Annotated in this window: 13 protein-coding genes and 1 tRNA gene; 4 read left to right on the top strand and 10 right to left on the bottom strand. The window is 61.3% G+C overall.

From position 1 onward, the window contains the following. Nucleotides 1-15 precede the first annotated feature (15 nt). Nucleotides 16-1,611 (top strand): phosphoglycerate dehydrogenase, encoded by a 1,596-nt coding sequence (serA, locus tag BBJ66_RS25560; RefSeq protein ID WP_071090735.1) that lies wholly within the window; start codon nucleotides 16-18, stop codon nucleotides 1,609-1,611. A 79-nt stretch (nucleotides 1,612-1,690) separates the two neighbouring features. On the opposite strand, the gene BBJ66_RS25555 is transcribed toward serA, so the two are convergent. Continuing rightward, nucleotides 1,691-1,954: a hypothetical protein gene (locus BBJ66_RS25555; protein ID WP_071090732.1), complete on the bottom strand. Its 264-nt coding sequence runs from the start codon at nucleotides 1,952-1,954 to the stop codon at nucleotides 1,691-1,693. A 508-nt stretch (nucleotides 1,955-2,462) separates the two neighbouring features. Between BBJ66_RS25555 and mnmA the strand changes: the two genes are divergently transcribed. Continuing rightward, on the top strand, nucleotides 2,463-3,662 hold the full coding sequence (gene mnmA / locus BBJ66_RS25550) for a tRNA 2-thiouridine(34) synthase MnmA (protein WP_071090730.1): 1,200 nt from the start codon (nucleotides 2,463-2,465) through the stop codon (nucleotides 3,660-3,662). Nucleotides 3,663-3,798: 136 nt separating this feature from the next. Next, a tRNA-Met gene (locus BBJ66_RS25545) sits at nucleotides 3,799-3,875 on the top strand. 149 nt (nucleotides 3,876-4,024) lie between these two features. Here the strand turns inward: BBJ66_RS25545 and BBJ66_RS35080 are convergent. From BBJ66_RS35080 to pobA, 8 genes are all read right to left on the bottom strand, one after another. Next, entirely contained in the window at nucleotides 4,025-4,165 is a 141-nt protein-coding gene (locus BBJ66_RS35080) for a hypothetical protein (RefSeq protein ID WP_167347833.1), read from the bottom strand. A gap of 189 nt (nucleotides 4,166-4,354) precedes the next feature. Beyond that, a complete protein-coding gene (locus BBJ66_RS25540) occupies nucleotides 4,355-5,188 on the bottom strand; it encodes a VCBS domain-containing protein (RefSeq protein WP_049735708.1) in 834 nt (277 codons plus the stop codon). 382 nt (nucleotides 5,189-5,570) lie between these two features. Next, nucleotides 5,571-6,287 (bottom strand): ABC transporter ATP-binding protein, encoded by a 717-nt coding sequence (locus BBJ66_RS25530; protein ID WP_071090724.1) that lies wholly within the window; start codon nucleotides 6,285-6,287, stop codon nucleotides 5,571-5,573. After that, nucleotides 6,268-7,032: an ABC transporter ATP-binding protein gene (locus BBJ66_RS25525; RefSeq protein ID WP_049735705.1), complete on the bottom strand. Its 765-nt coding sequence runs from the start codon at nucleotides 7,030-7,032 to the stop codon at nucleotides 6,268-6,270. Before BBJ66_RS25525 ends, BBJ66_RS25530 begins: the two co-directional genes overlap by 20 nt. Continuing rightward, nucleotides 7,029-8,033 (bottom strand): branched-chain amino acid ABC transporter permease, encoded by a 1,005-nt coding sequence (locus BBJ66_RS25520; RefSeq protein ID WP_071090722.1) that lies wholly within the window; start codon nucleotides 8,031-8,033, stop codon nucleotides 7,029-7,031. Before BBJ66_RS25520 ends, BBJ66_RS25525 begins: the two co-directional genes overlap by 4 nt. A 1-nt stretch (nucleotide 8,034) precedes the next feature. Beyond that, a complete protein-coding gene (locus tag BBJ66_RS25515) occupies nucleotides 8,035-8,898 on the bottom strand; it encodes a branched-chain amino acid ABC transporter permease (protein ID WP_071090720.1) in 864 nt (287 codons plus the stop codon). A 66-nt stretch (nucleotides 8,899-8,964) separates the two neighbouring features. Further along, entirely contained in the window at nucleotides 8,965-10,137 is a 1,173-nt protein-coding gene (locus tag BBJ66_RS25510; protein WP_071090717.1) for an ABC transporter substrate-binding protein, read from the bottom strand. 195 nt (nucleotides 10,138-10,332) lie between these two features. Next, nucleotides 10,333-11,505 (bottom strand): 4-hydroxybenzoate 3-monooxygenase, encoded by a 1,173-nt coding sequence (pobA, locus tag BBJ66_RS25505; RefSeq protein ID WP_071090715.1) that lies wholly within the window; start codon nucleotides 11,503-11,505, stop codon nucleotides 10,333-10,335. 118 nt (nucleotides 11,506-11,623) lie between these two features. Between pobA and BBJ66_RS25500 the strand changes: the two genes are divergently transcribed. After that, nucleotides 11,624-12,514 (top strand): helix-turn-helix domain-containing protein, encoded by an 891-nt coding sequence (locus BBJ66_RS25500; protein WP_071090712.1) that lies wholly within the window; start codon nucleotides 11,624-11,626, stop codon nucleotides 12,512-12,514. Nucleotides 12,515-12,565: 51 nt separating this feature from the next. Here BBJ66_RS25500 and BBJ66_RS25495 read toward each other — a convergent pair whose 3' ends face one another. Then, nucleotides 12,566-14,950, bottom strand: coding sequence for a phosphoketolase family protein (locus tag BBJ66_RS25495; RefSeq protein ID WP_071090709.1), 2,385 nt, complete (start codon nucleotides 14,948-14,950; stop codon nucleotides 12,566-12,568). Nucleotides 14,951-14,964 lie beyond the last annotated feature (14 nt).

Here is a 14,964-nt window from a genome sequence, read left to right as displayed (position 1 = left end):
TTGAAGGAGGCCACAATGGCACCTCGCGTTCTCGTATCCGACGAATTGTCGGAAACCGCCGTCCAGATCTTCCGCGACCGCGGCGTCGAAGTCGATTTCGAACCGCAGCTCGGCAAGGACAAGGACCGTCTGCTCGACGTCATCGGCAAATATGATGGTCTCGCCATCCGCTCCGCCACCAAGGTCACGGAAAAGATCATCCAGGGGGCGACGAATCTGAAGGTCGTCGGCCGCGCCGGCATCGGCGTCGACAATGTCGATATTCCAGCCGCTTCGCGCCGCGGCATCATCGTCATGAACACGCCCTTCGGCAACTCGATCACCACGGCCGAACATGCGATCGCGCTGATGTTCGCCGTCGCCCGCCAGCTTCCGGCAGCCGATACCTCGACGCAGGCCGGCAAATGGGAGAAGTCGAAATTCATGGGCGTCGAGATCACCGGCAAGACGCTCGGCGTCATCGGCGCCGGCAATATCGGCTCGATCGTCTGCGCCCGCGCCATCGGCCTCAAGATGCATGTCGTCGCCTACGATCCGTTCCTCTCCAAGGAACGCGCCGAAGAGATGGGCGTCACCAAGGTCGAGCTGGAAGAGCTTTTCGCCCGGGCCGATTTCATCACGCTGCACGTGCCGATGACCGACAAGACGCGCGGCATCCTCAACAAGGAAGCGCTGGCAAAGACCAAGCCTGGCGTGCGCATCATCAACTGCGCCCGCGGCGGCCTGGTCGATGAAGCTGCTCTCGCCGAAGCCATCAAGTCCGGCCATGTCGCCGGTGCTGCCTTCGACGTCTTCGAGGTCGAGCCGGCCAAGGAAAGCCCGCTCTTCGGCCTGCCGAACGTCGTCTGCACGCCGCATCTCGGCGCCTCGACGACCGAGGCGCAGGAAAACGTCGCCCTCCAGGTGGCCGAACAGATGGCGGATTACCTCGTCAAGGGGGCGGTCTCCAACGCCATCAACATGCCGTCGATCACCGCTGAAGAAGCACCGATCCTGAAGCCCTTCATCCGCCTCGCCGATGTGCTCGGCGCCTTCGTCGGCCAGGTCACCGAGGAGCCGATCAAGGAAATCGAGATCCTCTATGACGGCATTACCGCCAACATGAACACGCGGGCGCTGACGAGCGCGGTGCTTGCCGGCCTCATCCGCCCGCAGGTCGCCGACGTCAACATGGTTTCGGCGCCGATCATGGTCAAGGAAAAGGGCGTCGTGCTTTCCGAGGTCAAGCGCGACAAGACAGGTGTCTTCGACGGTTATATCAAGCTGACGGTGACGACCGAGAGCATGACGCGTTCGGTCGCCGGCACGGTGTTTTCGGATGGCAAGCCGCGTTTCATCCAGATCAAGGGCATCAACCTCGATGCCGATGTCGGCTCGCACATGATCTACATCACCAATACCGACGTCCCTGGAATGATCGGCTTCATCGGCACGACGCTTGGTACCGCCGGCGTCAACATTGCCAACTTCCAGCTTGGCCGCGACAAGCAGGGCGGCGACGCCATCGCGCTGCTTTATGTCGACGGGGACGTGGATGACTCCGTGCTTGGGGAGCTGACCGCTCACCCGGCGATCCGCCAGGCAAAGCTGTTGACCTTCAACGTCGACTGACTTTCTTCCTCCCAAGGAAACAGCAAAACCCGGCGCTGGAAACGGCGCCGGGTTTTTGCTGCATCAGGAATGGAAGATCTCAGTGGTGCTTACGTCGGCGGACGATCAGGCCGAGGCGGGCGGCATCGTCCTGTGCTTTGGTGCGATGGAGAAAAGCGAGTCGGCTGCCGTCTAACCCCTGGAAGAATTCGTCCCAGGAAATTTCCTCCATCGGTTTCGAGGAAAAATCGACGCCGACGGTTTCGCTGTCCCGGGCGTCCTTGATCCGGGCGGGGTGGCCGCCGCGCTCCTCGATCCAGTGTCTGATCCTCGTATAATCCGCTGTCGTTCCGAACCTGGCCATCAAACCCTCCACAGTAATTCGATTGCGACATTCACCACCTGCAACGCATGATCGAGCGAAACGTTCCGCGGCGGGTAAAATATTTAATCGAATGATTTCCCGGCGAGCCGGTTCCCCGCTCAAGCATTCGTCATTTTGAGAACTGCAGCCGAACCGGCATAATTCACCTGGGCTGGAAAGGAGGATGTTTATGAAACGCTATTCATTCTCGATAATCGGACTGGCGCTCTTGACCGCCATCATCGCCAATCCGGGCATCGCATTCGCCTGCAACAAGCTCATCGGCACCTGAGCCGCACCCCCGCTTCCAAGGCGTGGCTGCGGCTGCGCCTTGCTTTGCCAGCGAATTCCAAAAACCGCTATCCGAGGCCGCCTCTTGCGTCCCGATACAATCCTTTCTATATCGGTTTCTCATCGAGAAGGCGGCCGATCCCGCCTGATATCGGCAAATCCGCCGCAATTGCAGCGCAAGGGCGGATCGAGACCCAAGCAGAATTTGGCACCACCGTTGAACACACTGGATTTTGACAAGCAGCCGGAAGAGACCCGTGTCGTCGTCGCCATGTCGGGCGGCGTCGATTCATCCGTCGTCGCCGGCCTTCTCAAACAGCAGGGTTATGACGTGCTCGGCATCACGCTGCAGCTTTATGACCATGGCGCGGCCGTTCACCGCGCCGGTTCCTGCTGCGCCGGTCAGGATATCGACGATGCGCGCCGCGTCTGTGAAACGCTCGGCATCCCGCATTATGTGCTCGACTACGAGAAGCGCTTTCGCGAGACGGTGATCAATCCCTTCGCCGAAAGCTATGTCGCCGGTGAAACGCCGATTCCCTGCGTCTCCTGCAACCAGACCGTCAAATTCGCTGACCTGCTGGCGACCGCCAAGGAACTCGGTGCCGATGCGCTGGCGACCGGCCATTATATCCGCTCGCGGCCGAACCCGTCGTCGGAGCATCCCGGCCGTCGCGCGCTTTACCGTCCGGCCGATGCCGACCGTGACCAGAGCTATTTTCTGTTCGCCACGACGCAGGAGCAGATCGACTATCTGCGCTTTCCGATCGGCGGCCTTCCGAAGGCCGAGACCCGCAGGCTCGCCGAAGAGATGGGTCTCGTCGTTGCCAAGAAGGCCGACAGCCAGGATATCTGCTTCGTGCCGCAGGGCAAATATTCCGACATCATCACCAAGCTGAAGCCGAATGCGGCGCTCGCCGGCGAGATCGTCCACCTCGATGGCCGGGTGCTTGGAACCCATGAGGGCATCCTGCACTTCACCATCGGCCAGCGCCGCGGCATCGGCATCGCCACCGGCGAGCCGCTCTACGTCGTCTTTCTCGACGCCCGCTCACGCCGCGTCATCGTCGGGCCAAAGGAGGCACTGGAAACGCACCGCGTCTATTTGCGCGACGTCAACTGGCTGGGCGACGAGACGCTTGCGCAAGCTGCCTCCGGCGACGGTTTTGCCTGCTACGCCAAGGTCCGCTCGACACGGGCGCCGGCGCCTGCCGTGCTGCATGTCGATGCAACGGGCACCTATGTCGACCTGACGGTCGGTGAGGCGGGCATCGCCCCCGGCCAGGCCTGCGCGCTTTATTCCGCGCCCGGCGACGACGCCCGCGTCTTCGGCGGCGGTTTCATCGAACGCTCCGAGCGCGAACCTTCGGCGGAAGCTTCGCTGAAGGCCCTTTTGGCCGGCTCCGTCGCTGCGTGAAAGCGATGGGAGAGGACAGGCGGCAAAGCCCACCGTTTTTCTCGATCATGCGCTTGACACAATGCAGAAGCGCACCTTATAAGCCGCTCATCCCACGAGCCCGCAGCGCTTCGCGAGCAGGTATCGTTTGACCAGTGGCGGAGTAGCTCAGTAGGTCAGAGCAGAGGAATCATAATCCTTGTGTCGGGGGTTCAAATCCCTCCTCCGCTACCATCTCTCATTGCAGATTTGGCGATTTTTGCGGCCTTGATTTGAGCCGGTGCCGGCGGCCGTGGCAGCTCATCGGTAGCCGCCCCCTAAACAGGCCGGCAAAGCCGGTCAGCTTCCGATCTGCGGGATTTCCGCTGGCGCCGAAGACAGGACTATTTATAGAGCATCAGAAGCACTATTGGCAGCTTCATCGCCCAAAGGTGGGATGCAGCAGCAATAATAATAGCCCATACGGCAAGCGAGAACGTCACCGCTGCCAACTTGATCCCGACTGGCTGCATCATTTCCTCCATCCCAGCATCCGTGTCCTCCCCGGACATTCTCATGCTAGCAAACACGCAGGTCTGTCCGCTATCGCAAGAAATTGGTACTGGGCAGGCGGCTACAGTGTGAGGATGGCGAACGGCTTCGGCCTCCGCGGCATCTGGAACATTACCTCGTTCACGATGCGGGGAAGGCCGGTTGTTCATCCGAGACGCCCCTCAAACGACGAAATGAAAGTTGTCGTATTGTGCGCCATAATAATCCGGGCCGCTCGCTTCGGTAATGACGGGCTCGGTATCGAGCACGAGAGAGTCGATTTCGCCGTAGGCGCTGAGATCGATCACTTGCGGGTCATGAATGCTGTCGGCGGTCACGTTGACCGTGACCAGGAACACGGTATCGCCGTTCAGCTTACCTTCGATCGTTAAAACGTTGTCATAGTCCGATGTGCCGTTTGCCACGCTGAATTGCTCGATCTGGAAGGTGCCGCCATCGGCGGCTTGGATGGGTGTCCAGAACACGCCGCCTGCGAGATAATGGTTGCCGTCGGCTTCCTTATGTACCGTTGCATCGTCACCATCGTGCCAAGCGCCCCAATCGAAGCCTTTGTAACCCGTGGGGAAGTCGTGTTTGCCGACATCCTCGAAATTGACGAAGACGTCGCCGCGTTCCGGCAAGTCGACCGCGATATTGAGCAAGCCGAAGTCGGTGGCGCCTTTGCCATCCGATATCTTGAAATTGAATTGGTCGACGAGTTGATCGCCCGGGCCGAGCGCCGCCACCACCGGGTTGGAGTGATCGAGTTCATAGGTGTAGTTGCCGTTGGAATAGACGGTCAGCGTGCCGTATTTTCCCTCGATTGTCGTCGTCGTGGCGGGGCCATCCGGATCGGCCGGCTGCGGAATTCTCTGTCCGTTCACGAAGTTGAGGCGCACCCGATCTCCGTCGGCATCTGTGGAACTGGTGCTATCCAGGATGTTGCCGTCGATCGGGTTGTCGATGTCAAAAATAGGCTGGTATACGTCACCTGCGACCGGCTTGTGATTTGCCATTTCTACCTCCCGTCTGATGTTGAATTCGACTATGCAACCCTGTCGAGTGCCTGGCAACCCAAATTGCCGGGAGGGTCAGAGCATTTTCCTGTCTATCCAATGAATTTTCGGCCGGCCGTAGCTCTAACACCCAAGTAAAGAAGCTTCAGGAACCAGGGTTTTACGTCTTGTCCTGCACTGCTGCCGCACGCTCGACCATCATGTTTCTCGCCTCTTCACGCGATCCATCAATTCGGCCGGCAGGAAACTTTCGGTCAGCATAATATCGGCAGGTCAACGATGACGTCGTCATGACGATATACTGCATGAATGGCTCGGCGTGCCAAGGCCAATCTGGAAGGCGGAGCGGGGTCACCGACGGCCCGACTTCGGCGGCCATCAATCAATGCAGGCCGCCGACGCCCAGCAGGCTCTCGATAGCTTCATGATCCCTTGTGAGGTTCTCCGGCGTTCCCGTCCAGGCCAGCCTGCCTCGTTCGAGAATGACGACCTGATCGGCGAAATCGAGCGCGCTCTGAATGCGCTGTTCCACAAGCAGAATGGTCATGTCGCCTGACTTGGCGAGGTCGGTAAAGGCCGCCATCAGTTCCTCGCAGATAACCGGTGCCAGGCCCTCCAACGGTTCGTCGAGCAGCAGGACGGACGGGCGGCCGAGAATGGTACGGGCGGTGGAGAGCATCTGCTGCTCGCCGCCGGAGAGCTGGCTGCCGAGGTTGCGGCGGCGCTCCTTCAGGCGCGGGAACATGGCATAGGCCTCCTCCAGCGCCGTCTTCGGCCGCGCTTTCAGGCCGACGAACAGGTTCTCCTCGACCGTCAGCGTCGGGAAGACGCAGCGTGTCTGGGGCACATAGCCGAGACCCTTATGCGCGCGTGCCGCGCTCGGTGCGGCGGTGATGTCGGCAGCGCCGAGACGGATGTGGCCCTCATATCGCCTGGTCTGTCCGGCAAGCGTCGCCAGGAGCGTTGTCTTGCCCATGCCGTTGCGGCCGAGCAAAGCAAGCCGGCCGCCTGCCGGCACGGAGAAGGAAATGCCTTCGAGCACGCGGGTCGGCCCATACCCGGCCGACAGGTTTTCGACCTCAAGCGACAGGGCCGGCATTGGCATAACTCCCGAGATAAGCCTCGCGCACACGCGCATCCCTAGTGACGTCTTCGGGCAGGCCGTCGAAGATTATGGCGCCTGATGCAAGCACGATGACGCGTTTTGCAAAACGGAAGACGAGATCCATGTCGTGTTCGATCATCAGCACGGCGAGATCGGAAGGCAGATCGGCCAGCGCCTGCTCGATGCGGCCGGTATCGCTCTGCGGCACGCCGGCCGCCGGCTCGTCGAGCAGCAGCACCTTCGGCTTCAGCGCCAGCGCCACGGCGATCTCCAGAAGCCGCTGCTGGCCATAGGCGATCTCGCTGACCTTGCGGTGCATCAGGGGTGCCAGCCCGAGCTTTCCAAGGAGATCGTCGACCTCGGCCATGACATCGGGCATTCGCAAGAAATTTCCAAAGGCGCGCCCGGTCTTTCCGTCCCGTTGAAGAATGGCAAGTCCCACATGTTCGGCCGGCGTCATATCGTGGAAAAGCCGCGTCACCTGAAAGGACCTGATAAGACCGCGTTTGACCCGACCGATCGCATCGACCTTCGTCACCCTCTCGCCGCCGAGGCGGACCTCGCCGGAATCGGGGGCGAGGTTGCCGGTGACGAGATTGACGAAGGTGGTCTTGCCGGCGCCGTTCGGGCCGATCAGGGCGATGCGGTCGCCTGGTGACATCGCCAGCGAAACATCATTGGTGACGGCAAGACCGCCAAAGGCTTTCCTGAGATTGGCGACTTCGAAGACCGGGCTCATGCGCGCTGCTCCCTGCGGCGGTCCATGAAGGCCGCGGCTGTGCCATAGAGACCTTTCGGCGCGAACAGCACGACGGCAATCAGCAGCGCGCCGACTATGGTCAGCCAGTGGAAGGGATTGGCAGCGGAGACATAGTCCTCGAAGAGCATGAAGATGAGAGTGCCGGAGAGCGCGCCGAAGAGAGAGCCGGTGCCGCCGAGCACGAGCATGACCAGCGCTTCGGCCGATTGTGTGAAAGACAGGCTGTCGAGGCCGACGACCTGGGTCGAGATCGCATTCAAGGCGCCGCCGACACCGGCAACCGCGCCCGAGATAATGTACATCCTGATCAGCGTCGCCTTCGGCGAAGCGCCCATGGCGCGGATGCGCAGCGGATCCTGTTTGATGCCGCGGCAGAGCATGCCGAAGGGCGAGCGGACCAGCAATCTGAGCAGCACGAAGACAACAAGCAGCAGCGCCATGCCGAAGAAGAAGGCGGTGTGACCGTAGAGATCGAATTCGAAGAGACCGAAGACCGGGTCCGGCGCGATGCCGGAAAGCCCATCGCTGCCGCCTGTCCAGGACGAAGCCTTGTTGGCGAATTCATGGAAGAGATTGATGAGGGCAATCGACAGCACGAGCTGCGGGAGCCCATGCGCCCGCAGGATGATCGCACCGCTGAGCAGCCCGGCAAGCGCGCCGCCGGCAATGCCGGCCAGCATCATCAGCAGCGGATCATTGATGCCGTAATGCGCCGACAGAATGCCGGCGGCATAGGCGCCGGACCCGAACAGCGCGGCATGGCCGAGCGTGGCGACGCCGCAATAACCAGTCACGAGATCGAGCGACAGAACGAGCAGCGCGATCGTGATCATCCGGGTCAGCAGCGCCAGATTATCAGGGAAGGCGAAATAGCCGATTGCGGCGATGGCCGTCATAACCGCTATTGCGGTGAGATCGCGGCCGAGAAATCCGCGCCGGTGCTGGAGATGTTCGTTTTCGTCGTTGATTGCCAGCGCCATGCTATTTCGCCCTTCCGGCAAGGCCGCGCGGGAAGACGCAAATGATCGCGATCACGGCGAGGTAGAAGAAAAATTCGCCGAATTCAGGCATCAGATACCGTCCTGTCGTATCGATCGCTCCAAGCAGCAGGCAGGCGATCAGCGCGCCCGGAATGGAGCCGGCGCCGCCGACGGAGACGACGACCAGGAAGGTGACCATGTAGCGCAGCGCGTAATAGGGCTCGACCGGCAGCAGTTCGGCGCCGACCACGCCGCCGAAAGCGGCAAGTCCGACGGCGACGGCAAAGCTTACCGCGTAGATGATCTCGGTGCGTACGCCGAGTGCGGCGGCCATGGCCGCATCGTCGACGGAGGCGCGCAGCTTGACGCCGAAGCTCGTCCTTTCGATCGCAAACCAGAGCGTCAGCGCAACAGCCAGGCCGCAAAGGATGGCGAAGAGCCGGTGAACGGGAATGGTGCGGAAGCCGAGATCGGCCGATCCCTGCAGTGTCGCGGGAAGCGGTATGGTTTTCAGCGTCGGCCCCATCGCGTAATTGGCGATGCCGATGACGCAGAAGGTGATGCCGATCGTCATCAGCACCTGGGTCAGTTCGGGCGCACCGTAGATCCGGCGGTAGAGAAAACGCTCGAGCGGGATTGCGATGAGGATGGTGACGACGATGGCGGCGATGACCGCTACCGCATAACCGAGGCCGAGATCGCGGGCGGCATAGGAGGCGATGTAGCCGCCGATCATGGCGAAGGCGCCGTGCGCCAGATTGACGACGCGCATCAGCCCCATGGTCACGGAAAGGCCGATCGATATGACGAAAAGCACCATGCCATAGGCAAAGGCGTCGACGGCTATGCTGAAGACTGTCTGCATGGAAATACCTTGCTCGATGCGACGGGCTCGGCCTCGCGCGCCCGTCGCTTGCCGGGATGCCGGATCTTACTTCACCGCAGCCAGGCCGGGATCGTCCTGCTTCTCGAAGGTCTGGATCTCCTTATTGATGTAGGTCCCGTCATCGGCCTTGGCGACCTCGCGCAGATAGATGTTCTGCGTGATGTGGCGGCTTTCCGGGTCGATCGACACCGGGCCGCGCGGGCTGACCCAGGCAAGGCCCTTGACCGCATCGACAGCCTTCTCGGCATCCTGCTTGCCGCCCGTCGCCTCGATCATCTTGTAGATGACATACATGCCGTCATAGGCGCTGACTGAGGGGAAGGAGAGTTCGGCCTTGTTGCCGATCGCCTTGGAAGCCGCCTCGACGAAAGCCTTGTTCTCGGGAGAATTGTGCGAGACGGCATAGTGGAAGGTGGTCTGGATGCCGAGTGCGGCGTCACCCAGCGCCGGCAGATCGGATTCCTGGGTCAGATCTCCAGGCGCAAAGAACTTGATGCCGGCAGCCTTCAGGCCGTTCTCGTTATAGGCCTTGACGAAGCCCAGCGTCGTCGGGCCCGAGGGCAGGAAGGCGAAGACGCCCTCGGCGCCGGAATCCTTGATGCGCTGCATGATCGGGCTGAAATCGTTGGTGGCAAGCGGCATACGGATCGCTTCGACCACCTGGCCGCCGGCCTTCTCGAAGCCGGTCTTGAAGGCATTCTCGGCATCGATGCCTGGGCCGTAATCGCTGACGACCGAGATCACCTTCTTGACGCCGGCGTCGAAGGCGACCTTGGCGATCGGCGTCGAGGTCTGCCACGTGGTAAACGAGGTGCGCACGACCAGCGGGCTCTTGGTGACGATCGCCGAGGTGGCGGCGTTCATGACGACCATCGGCACATTGCCCTGCTTGAGGATCGGCGTCACCGCCATGGCATCGGGGGTGAAATAGAAGCCCGCGAGATACTGGACCTTTTCCTTGACGATCAGTTCCTGGGCCAGCGCCTTGGATTGAGCAGGATCGGCCTGCGGCACGTCGCGATAGACGATCTCGATCGTGTCGTTGCCGACCTTACTGCCGTTGACCGCCATATAGGCGTCGATGCCGGCCTTGAAGTTCTTGCCCTGGAGCGCGAACGGACCGGAGAACGGGCCGATGACTCCGACCTTGATGGTGTCGGCATAGGCGCTCGTGCCGATGGCGATTGCCGCAACGGCGGCCAGAAGCAGTTTCTTCATTTCTCTCTCCCTTGTTGGCGCATTCCAGCGCCGTATTTGCTAGCCGCAAAAATTGTGCGTTAGCTTGTCATGCGAAATGGTGATGTAAAATGAAATAAAAGCCGCAATCCATCACCATGCGATTATGATTATGTGTGGGAATATTGATGACCGGCTCTGCCGTCGCCTGGGCCGCACCAGCCTCGGATCTTCATGTCAGAATGGCAATCCCACATAGTTTTCCGCGAGCGCCGTGGAGGCAGCACGGGAATGGGTGAGATAATCGAGCTCCGCCTCCTGGATCTTCTGGTCGAAATCGCCGGTATCGGGAAAACGATGCATCATCGTCGTCATCCACCAGGAAAACCGCACCGCCTTCCAGACACGGGCGAGCGCGGTCTGCGAATAGGCGTCGATGCCGTGATCCGAACCGTCGCGGTAATGCTCGACGAGCCCAGAGAACAGGTAATGGACGTCGCTTGCCGCAAGGTTCAGCCCCTTGGCACCGGTCGGTGGCACGATATGGGCGGCGTCGCCGACCAGGAACAGCCGGCCGAAGCGCATCGGCTCGGCGACGAAGGAGCGGAGGGGAGCGATCGATTTCTCGAAGGACGACGCCGTCGTCAACGCTTCGGCGTGATGCGTCGGCAGTCGCCGTCTGAGTTCGTCCCAGAAGCGGTCGTCGCTCCAATTCTCGATCTTCTCGTCGAGCCCGCATTGGATATAGTAGCGGCTGCGCTTGGCCGAGCGCATCGAACAGAGCGCAAAGCCCCTCGGGTGGTTGGCATAGATCAGTTCATGGCTGACCGGCGCCACATCGGCAAGCAGGCCCAGCCAGCCGAAGGGATAGACCTTTTCGAAGCTTCGGATCGCCCGTTCGGGAACGGCCTTGCGGCTGGCGCCGTGAAAGCCGTCGCAGCCAGCGATGAAGTCGCAATCGATGCGCCCGGCAGCGCCGTCTTTCATATAGGTGACGAAGGGAGAGCGGCCGTCGAAGTCATGCGGCGTCACATCGACGGCATCGTAGATCGACAGGGCGCCGCTTGCTTCGCGCCGCTCCATCAGATCGCGTGTCACCTCGGTCTGGCCGTAGACGGTAACGCGCCGGCCGCCGGTCAGTTCATGCAGATCGATGCGATGGTCGCGGCCGTCGAAGGCGAGCGAGAAGCCGTCATGCGGCAGGCCTTCGGCATGCAGTCTCGCTGCGGCTTTGGCCTGATCGAGCAGTCCGACCGTGCCCTCTTCGAGAACACCGGCGCGGACCCGGCCGAGGATATAATCCTTGCCGACGCGATCGAGAATGACATTGTCGATGCCGGCTTCGGTCAGAAGCTGGCCGAGCAGCAAACCGGATGGTCCCGAACCGATGATGGCGACCTGGGTTCGCAAATGCTTCCTCCCTGACATTTTTGCGTTTTGTCAGATTCTGCCGCGCCGGCCGGATCGCCACAATGGACATTCCAGCCTAAAAATTGCACTAATCGAACATGGGCGTGGGAGAGGGCCGATGAGCAGACAGATACCGACCTACGAGCTCTACGGCGAAAACATCGGACGATCGCCGGAATTTTGGTTGCATTGCGAAACAATTCGCTCCCGCAGCAGCCTGCACCAATGGGAGATTCGCCTCCACCGCCACGAGAGTTTCTTTCAGATATTGTACATCGAAGCCGGTTCGGGCGATGCAATCTTCGGCGAGAAGAGCCATGCCATCCGGCCGCCGGCGGTGATTACGGTTCCGCCCGGGCTCAATCACGGCTTTCGTTTTTCACGCGATATCGACGGTCTCGTCATCTCCATATTGCGGTCCCATCTCAGCCATCCGCCCGGCGAACGGAGCCATCTCGGTGAATGGCTGGCGACGCCGCATCTGACGCCGCTCGATCCCGATAATGCCGAGGCTGCCCATGTGATGCAGACGTTGCGGCGACTGGGCGATGAATTCGAAAACCGCCGCAGCGGCCGCAACGAGGTCTTGGCAGCCTACGTCGCCCTGGCGTTGCGGCTGACGGCGCGGATTTCCCATGATGGGAATGCCCGGGAGTTTTCGTCGAACGAAAACGAGCGACGGATGGAGATGCTGGGCGAGCTCATTCAGCAGCATTTTCGATCCCACAAGCCCGCATCCTTCTATGCCAGGGAACTCGGGGTTTCGCCCACGCATCTCACCCGGATCGTCCGGTCGATGACCGGCAGCACGCCGCACGAGTTGATCGCCGCCAAACTCGTTGAGGAGGCGAAGCGTCAGCTTGTCTTTACGCTGGGCAGCGTTCAGGAAATCGGCTTTCGGCTCGGCTTTGCCGATCCCGCCTATTTCTCGCGCTTCTTCCTCAAATATACAGGAGAAACACCGCGGGCCTGGCGCATGAAGGAGAAGGTCCGGCTCGACCGAGCATAGGGTCTTGGCATCCGGTGACGGGCGCATTCGCAGGCGTCAGTCACCGATGTGTCACGTCGCCGGCCATGTCCAGTCCTGCACCTCCGGCATGTCCTCGCCATGTTCGCGCACATAGTCGTGGTGTTCCGAAAGCTTGCCGCGGAAGGCGGCAAGCGCATCCGTCGCCTTTTCCTTCAGGCCCGGTACGCGCTCGATGGCTTCGATGGCAAGGTGGAAGCGGTCGAGTTCGTTAAGGACGGTCATGTCAAAAGGCGTCGTCGTCGTGCCCTCCTCGATGAAGCCGCGGACGTGGATGTTTTCGTGGTTGGTGCGCTTATAGGTCAGGCGGTGAATGAGATAGGGATAGCCGTGATAGGCGAAGATGACAGGCTTGTCTGACGTGAAGATCGCATCGAAGGCCTCGTCGGTCAGTCCGTGCGGATGGTGATCCTTGGATTGCAGCGCCAGCAGATCGACGACGTTGACGGTGCGGATCTTCAGCGCCGGCACGGCCTTGCGCAAGAGGTCGACGGCGGCAAGCGTCTCCATGGTCGGCACGTCGCCGGCGCAGGCCATGACGAGGTCGGGCGCGACGGCGTCTTCCTCGTTGCTTGCCCAGTGCCAGATGCCGATGCCGGCTTCGCAATGTTTCACCGCCTCGTCCATCGACAGCCATTGCGGCTCCGGCTGCTTGCCGGCGACGATGACATTGATGCGGTCATAGGTGCGCAGGCAATGATCGCCGACCCAGAGCAGGGTGTTGGCATCCGGCGGCAGGTAGATGCGGACGATATCGGCCTTTTTGTTGGCGACGAGATCGACGAAACCGGGATCCTGGTGGCTGAAGCCGTTATGGTCCTGGCGCCAGACATGCGAGGTCAGCAGATAGTTCAGCGATGAGATCGGCTTTCGCCATTCGAGCTCGCGCGTCACCTTCAGCCATTTGGCGTGCTGGTTGAACATGGAATCGATGATGTGGATGAAGGCCTCATAGCAGGAGAAGAGACCGTGGCGGCCGGTCAGGAGGTAGCCTTCCAGCCAGCCCTGGCAGAGATGCTCGGAGAGCACTTCCATGACGCGCCCGTCGCGGGAGAGGTGGATATCATAGGGCTCGATATCCTCCATCCAGACACGGTCGGTGACCTCGAAGACGCTGCCGAGGCGGTTGGATTCCGTCTCGTCGGGGCCGAAGATCCGGAAGTTGGCGGCCTCCGCGTTGCGCTTCATCGTGTCGCGCAGGTAGCGGCCGAGGATCTCCGTCGACTGGACCATGGCGCTGCCGCGCTTGCCGATATTTACGGCGTAGTCGTGTATATCGGGAGTATCGAGCTCGCTGCGCAGCAAGCCGCCATTGGCATGCGGATTGGCGCCCATGCGGCGTTTGCCGGCGGGCGCCAGCGCCCGGAGCTCCGGTTTCAGCCGGCCGTCGGCGCCGAACAGATCTGCCGGATCATAGCCTTGCATCCAGTCTTCGAGGATCTTGCGATGGCTCTCATTCTCGCGGCAGTTGGAAACCGGCACCTGATGGGCGCGCCAGAAGCCTTCCACCTTCTTGCCGTCCACCTCCTTCGGGCCGGTCCAGCCCTTGGGGCTGCGCAGCACGATCATTGGCCAGCGTGGGCAGCCGTCCAGAGCTTTGCCGTTACGAGCCTGCCTCTGAATCTCGCGGATGCAGTCGAACACCTGATCCAGCGTCGCGGCCATCTGCTGATGCATATCGCCCGGTTCGTGGCCTTCGACGAAGAAAGGCTGGTAGCCGTAGCCTTCGAAGAGACGGCGCAGATCATCGCCATCGGTCCTGCCGAGAATGGTCGGGTTGGCGATCTTGTAGCCGTTCAGATGCAGGATCGGCAGCACGGCGCCGTCACGGGCGGGATTGAGGAATTTGTTGGAATGCCAGCTCGCGGCCAGCGGCCCGGTCTCGGCCTCGCCGTCGCCGACGACGCAGGCGACGATCAGATCGGGATTGTCGAAGGCAGCGCCATAGGCATGAACGAGGGCGTAACCGAGTTCGCCGCCCTCGTGGATGGACCCGGGTGTTTCGGGCGCCGCATGGCTCGGGATGCCGCCGGGGAAGGAGAATTGCCGGAAGAGTTTGCGCATGCCTTCGGCATCCTCGGAAATGTCGGGATAGATCTCGCTGTAGCTGCCTTCAAGATAGGTATTGGCGACCATGCCCGGGCCGCCGTGGCCGGGGCCGCATATATAGATGACGTCGAGGTCGCGGGCGCGGATCATGCGGTTCAGATGCGCATAGATGAAGTTGAGGCCGGGTGTCGTGCCCCAGTGGCCGAGCAGGCGGGGCTTGATATGCTCCGGTTTCAGCGGCTCGCGCAGCAGCGGATTGGCGAGCAGGTAGATCTGCCCGACCGAGAGATAGTTGGCGGCCCGCCAGTAGCGGTCGGTCAGGGTGAGTTCGGCGTCTGTCAAAGCGGCGGTCGAGATATGCGTTTCCATGGATTTCTCCCGTT

The sequence above is a fragment of the Rhizobium sp. RSm-3 genome, from assembly GCF_001854685.1.
Lineage (GTDB): Bacteria > Pseudomonadota > Alphaproteobacteria > Rhizobiales > Rhizobiaceae > Rhizobium > Rhizobium ecuadorense.
The sequence above is the reverse complement of the archived record's forward strand: the minus strand, read 5'-3'. Positions and strand labels throughout refer to the sequence as shown.

Excerpts from the sequence above, each read along its gene's own strand:
- BBJ66_RS25525 (WP_049735705.1), bottom strand. The coding sequence starts at position 7,032 with ATGAGCCCGGTCTTCGAAGTCGCCAATCTCAGGAAAGCCTTTGGCGGT.
- serA (WP_071090735.1), top strand. The coding sequence starts at position 16 with ATGGCACCTCGCGTTCTCGTATCCGACGAATTGTCGGAAACCGCCGTC.
- BBJ66_RS25500 (WP_071090712.1), top strand. The coding sequence starts at position 11,624 with ATGAGCAGACAGATACCGACCTACGAGCTCTACGGCGAAAACATCGGA.
- BBJ66_RS25495 (WP_071090709.1), bottom strand. The coding sequence starts at position 14,950 with ATGGAAACGCATATCTCGACCGCCGCTTTGACAGACGCCGAACTCACC.
- BBJ66_RS35080 (WP_167347833.1), bottom strand. The coding sequence starts at position 4,165 with ATGGAGGAAATGATGCAGCCAGTCGGGATCAAGTTGGCAGCGGTGACG.
- BBJ66_RS25555 (WP_071090732.1), bottom strand. The coding sequence starts at position 1,954 with ATGGCCAGGTTCGGAACGACAGCGGATTATACGAGGATCAGACACTGG.
- BBJ66_RS25520 (WP_071090722.1), bottom strand. The coding sequence starts at position 8,033 with ATGGCGCTGGCAATCAACGACGAAAACGAACATCTCCAGCACCGGCGC.
- BBJ66_RS25510 (WP_071090717.1), bottom strand. The coding sequence starts at position 10,137 with ATGAAGAAACTGCTTCTGGCCGCCGTTGCGGCAATCGCCATCGGCACG.
- BBJ66_RS25530 (WP_071090724.1), bottom strand. The coding sequence starts at position 6,287 with ATGCCGGCCCTGTCGCTTGAGGTCGAAAACCTGTCGGCCGGGTATGGG.
- BBJ66_RS25515 (WP_071090720.1), bottom strand. The coding sequence starts at position 8,898 with ATGCAGACAGTCTTCAGCATAGCCGTCGACGCCTTTGCCTATGGCATG.
- BBJ66_RS25540 (WP_049735708.1), bottom strand. The coding sequence starts at position 5,188 with ATGGCAAATCACAAGCCGGTCGCAGGTGACGTATACCAGCCTATTTTT.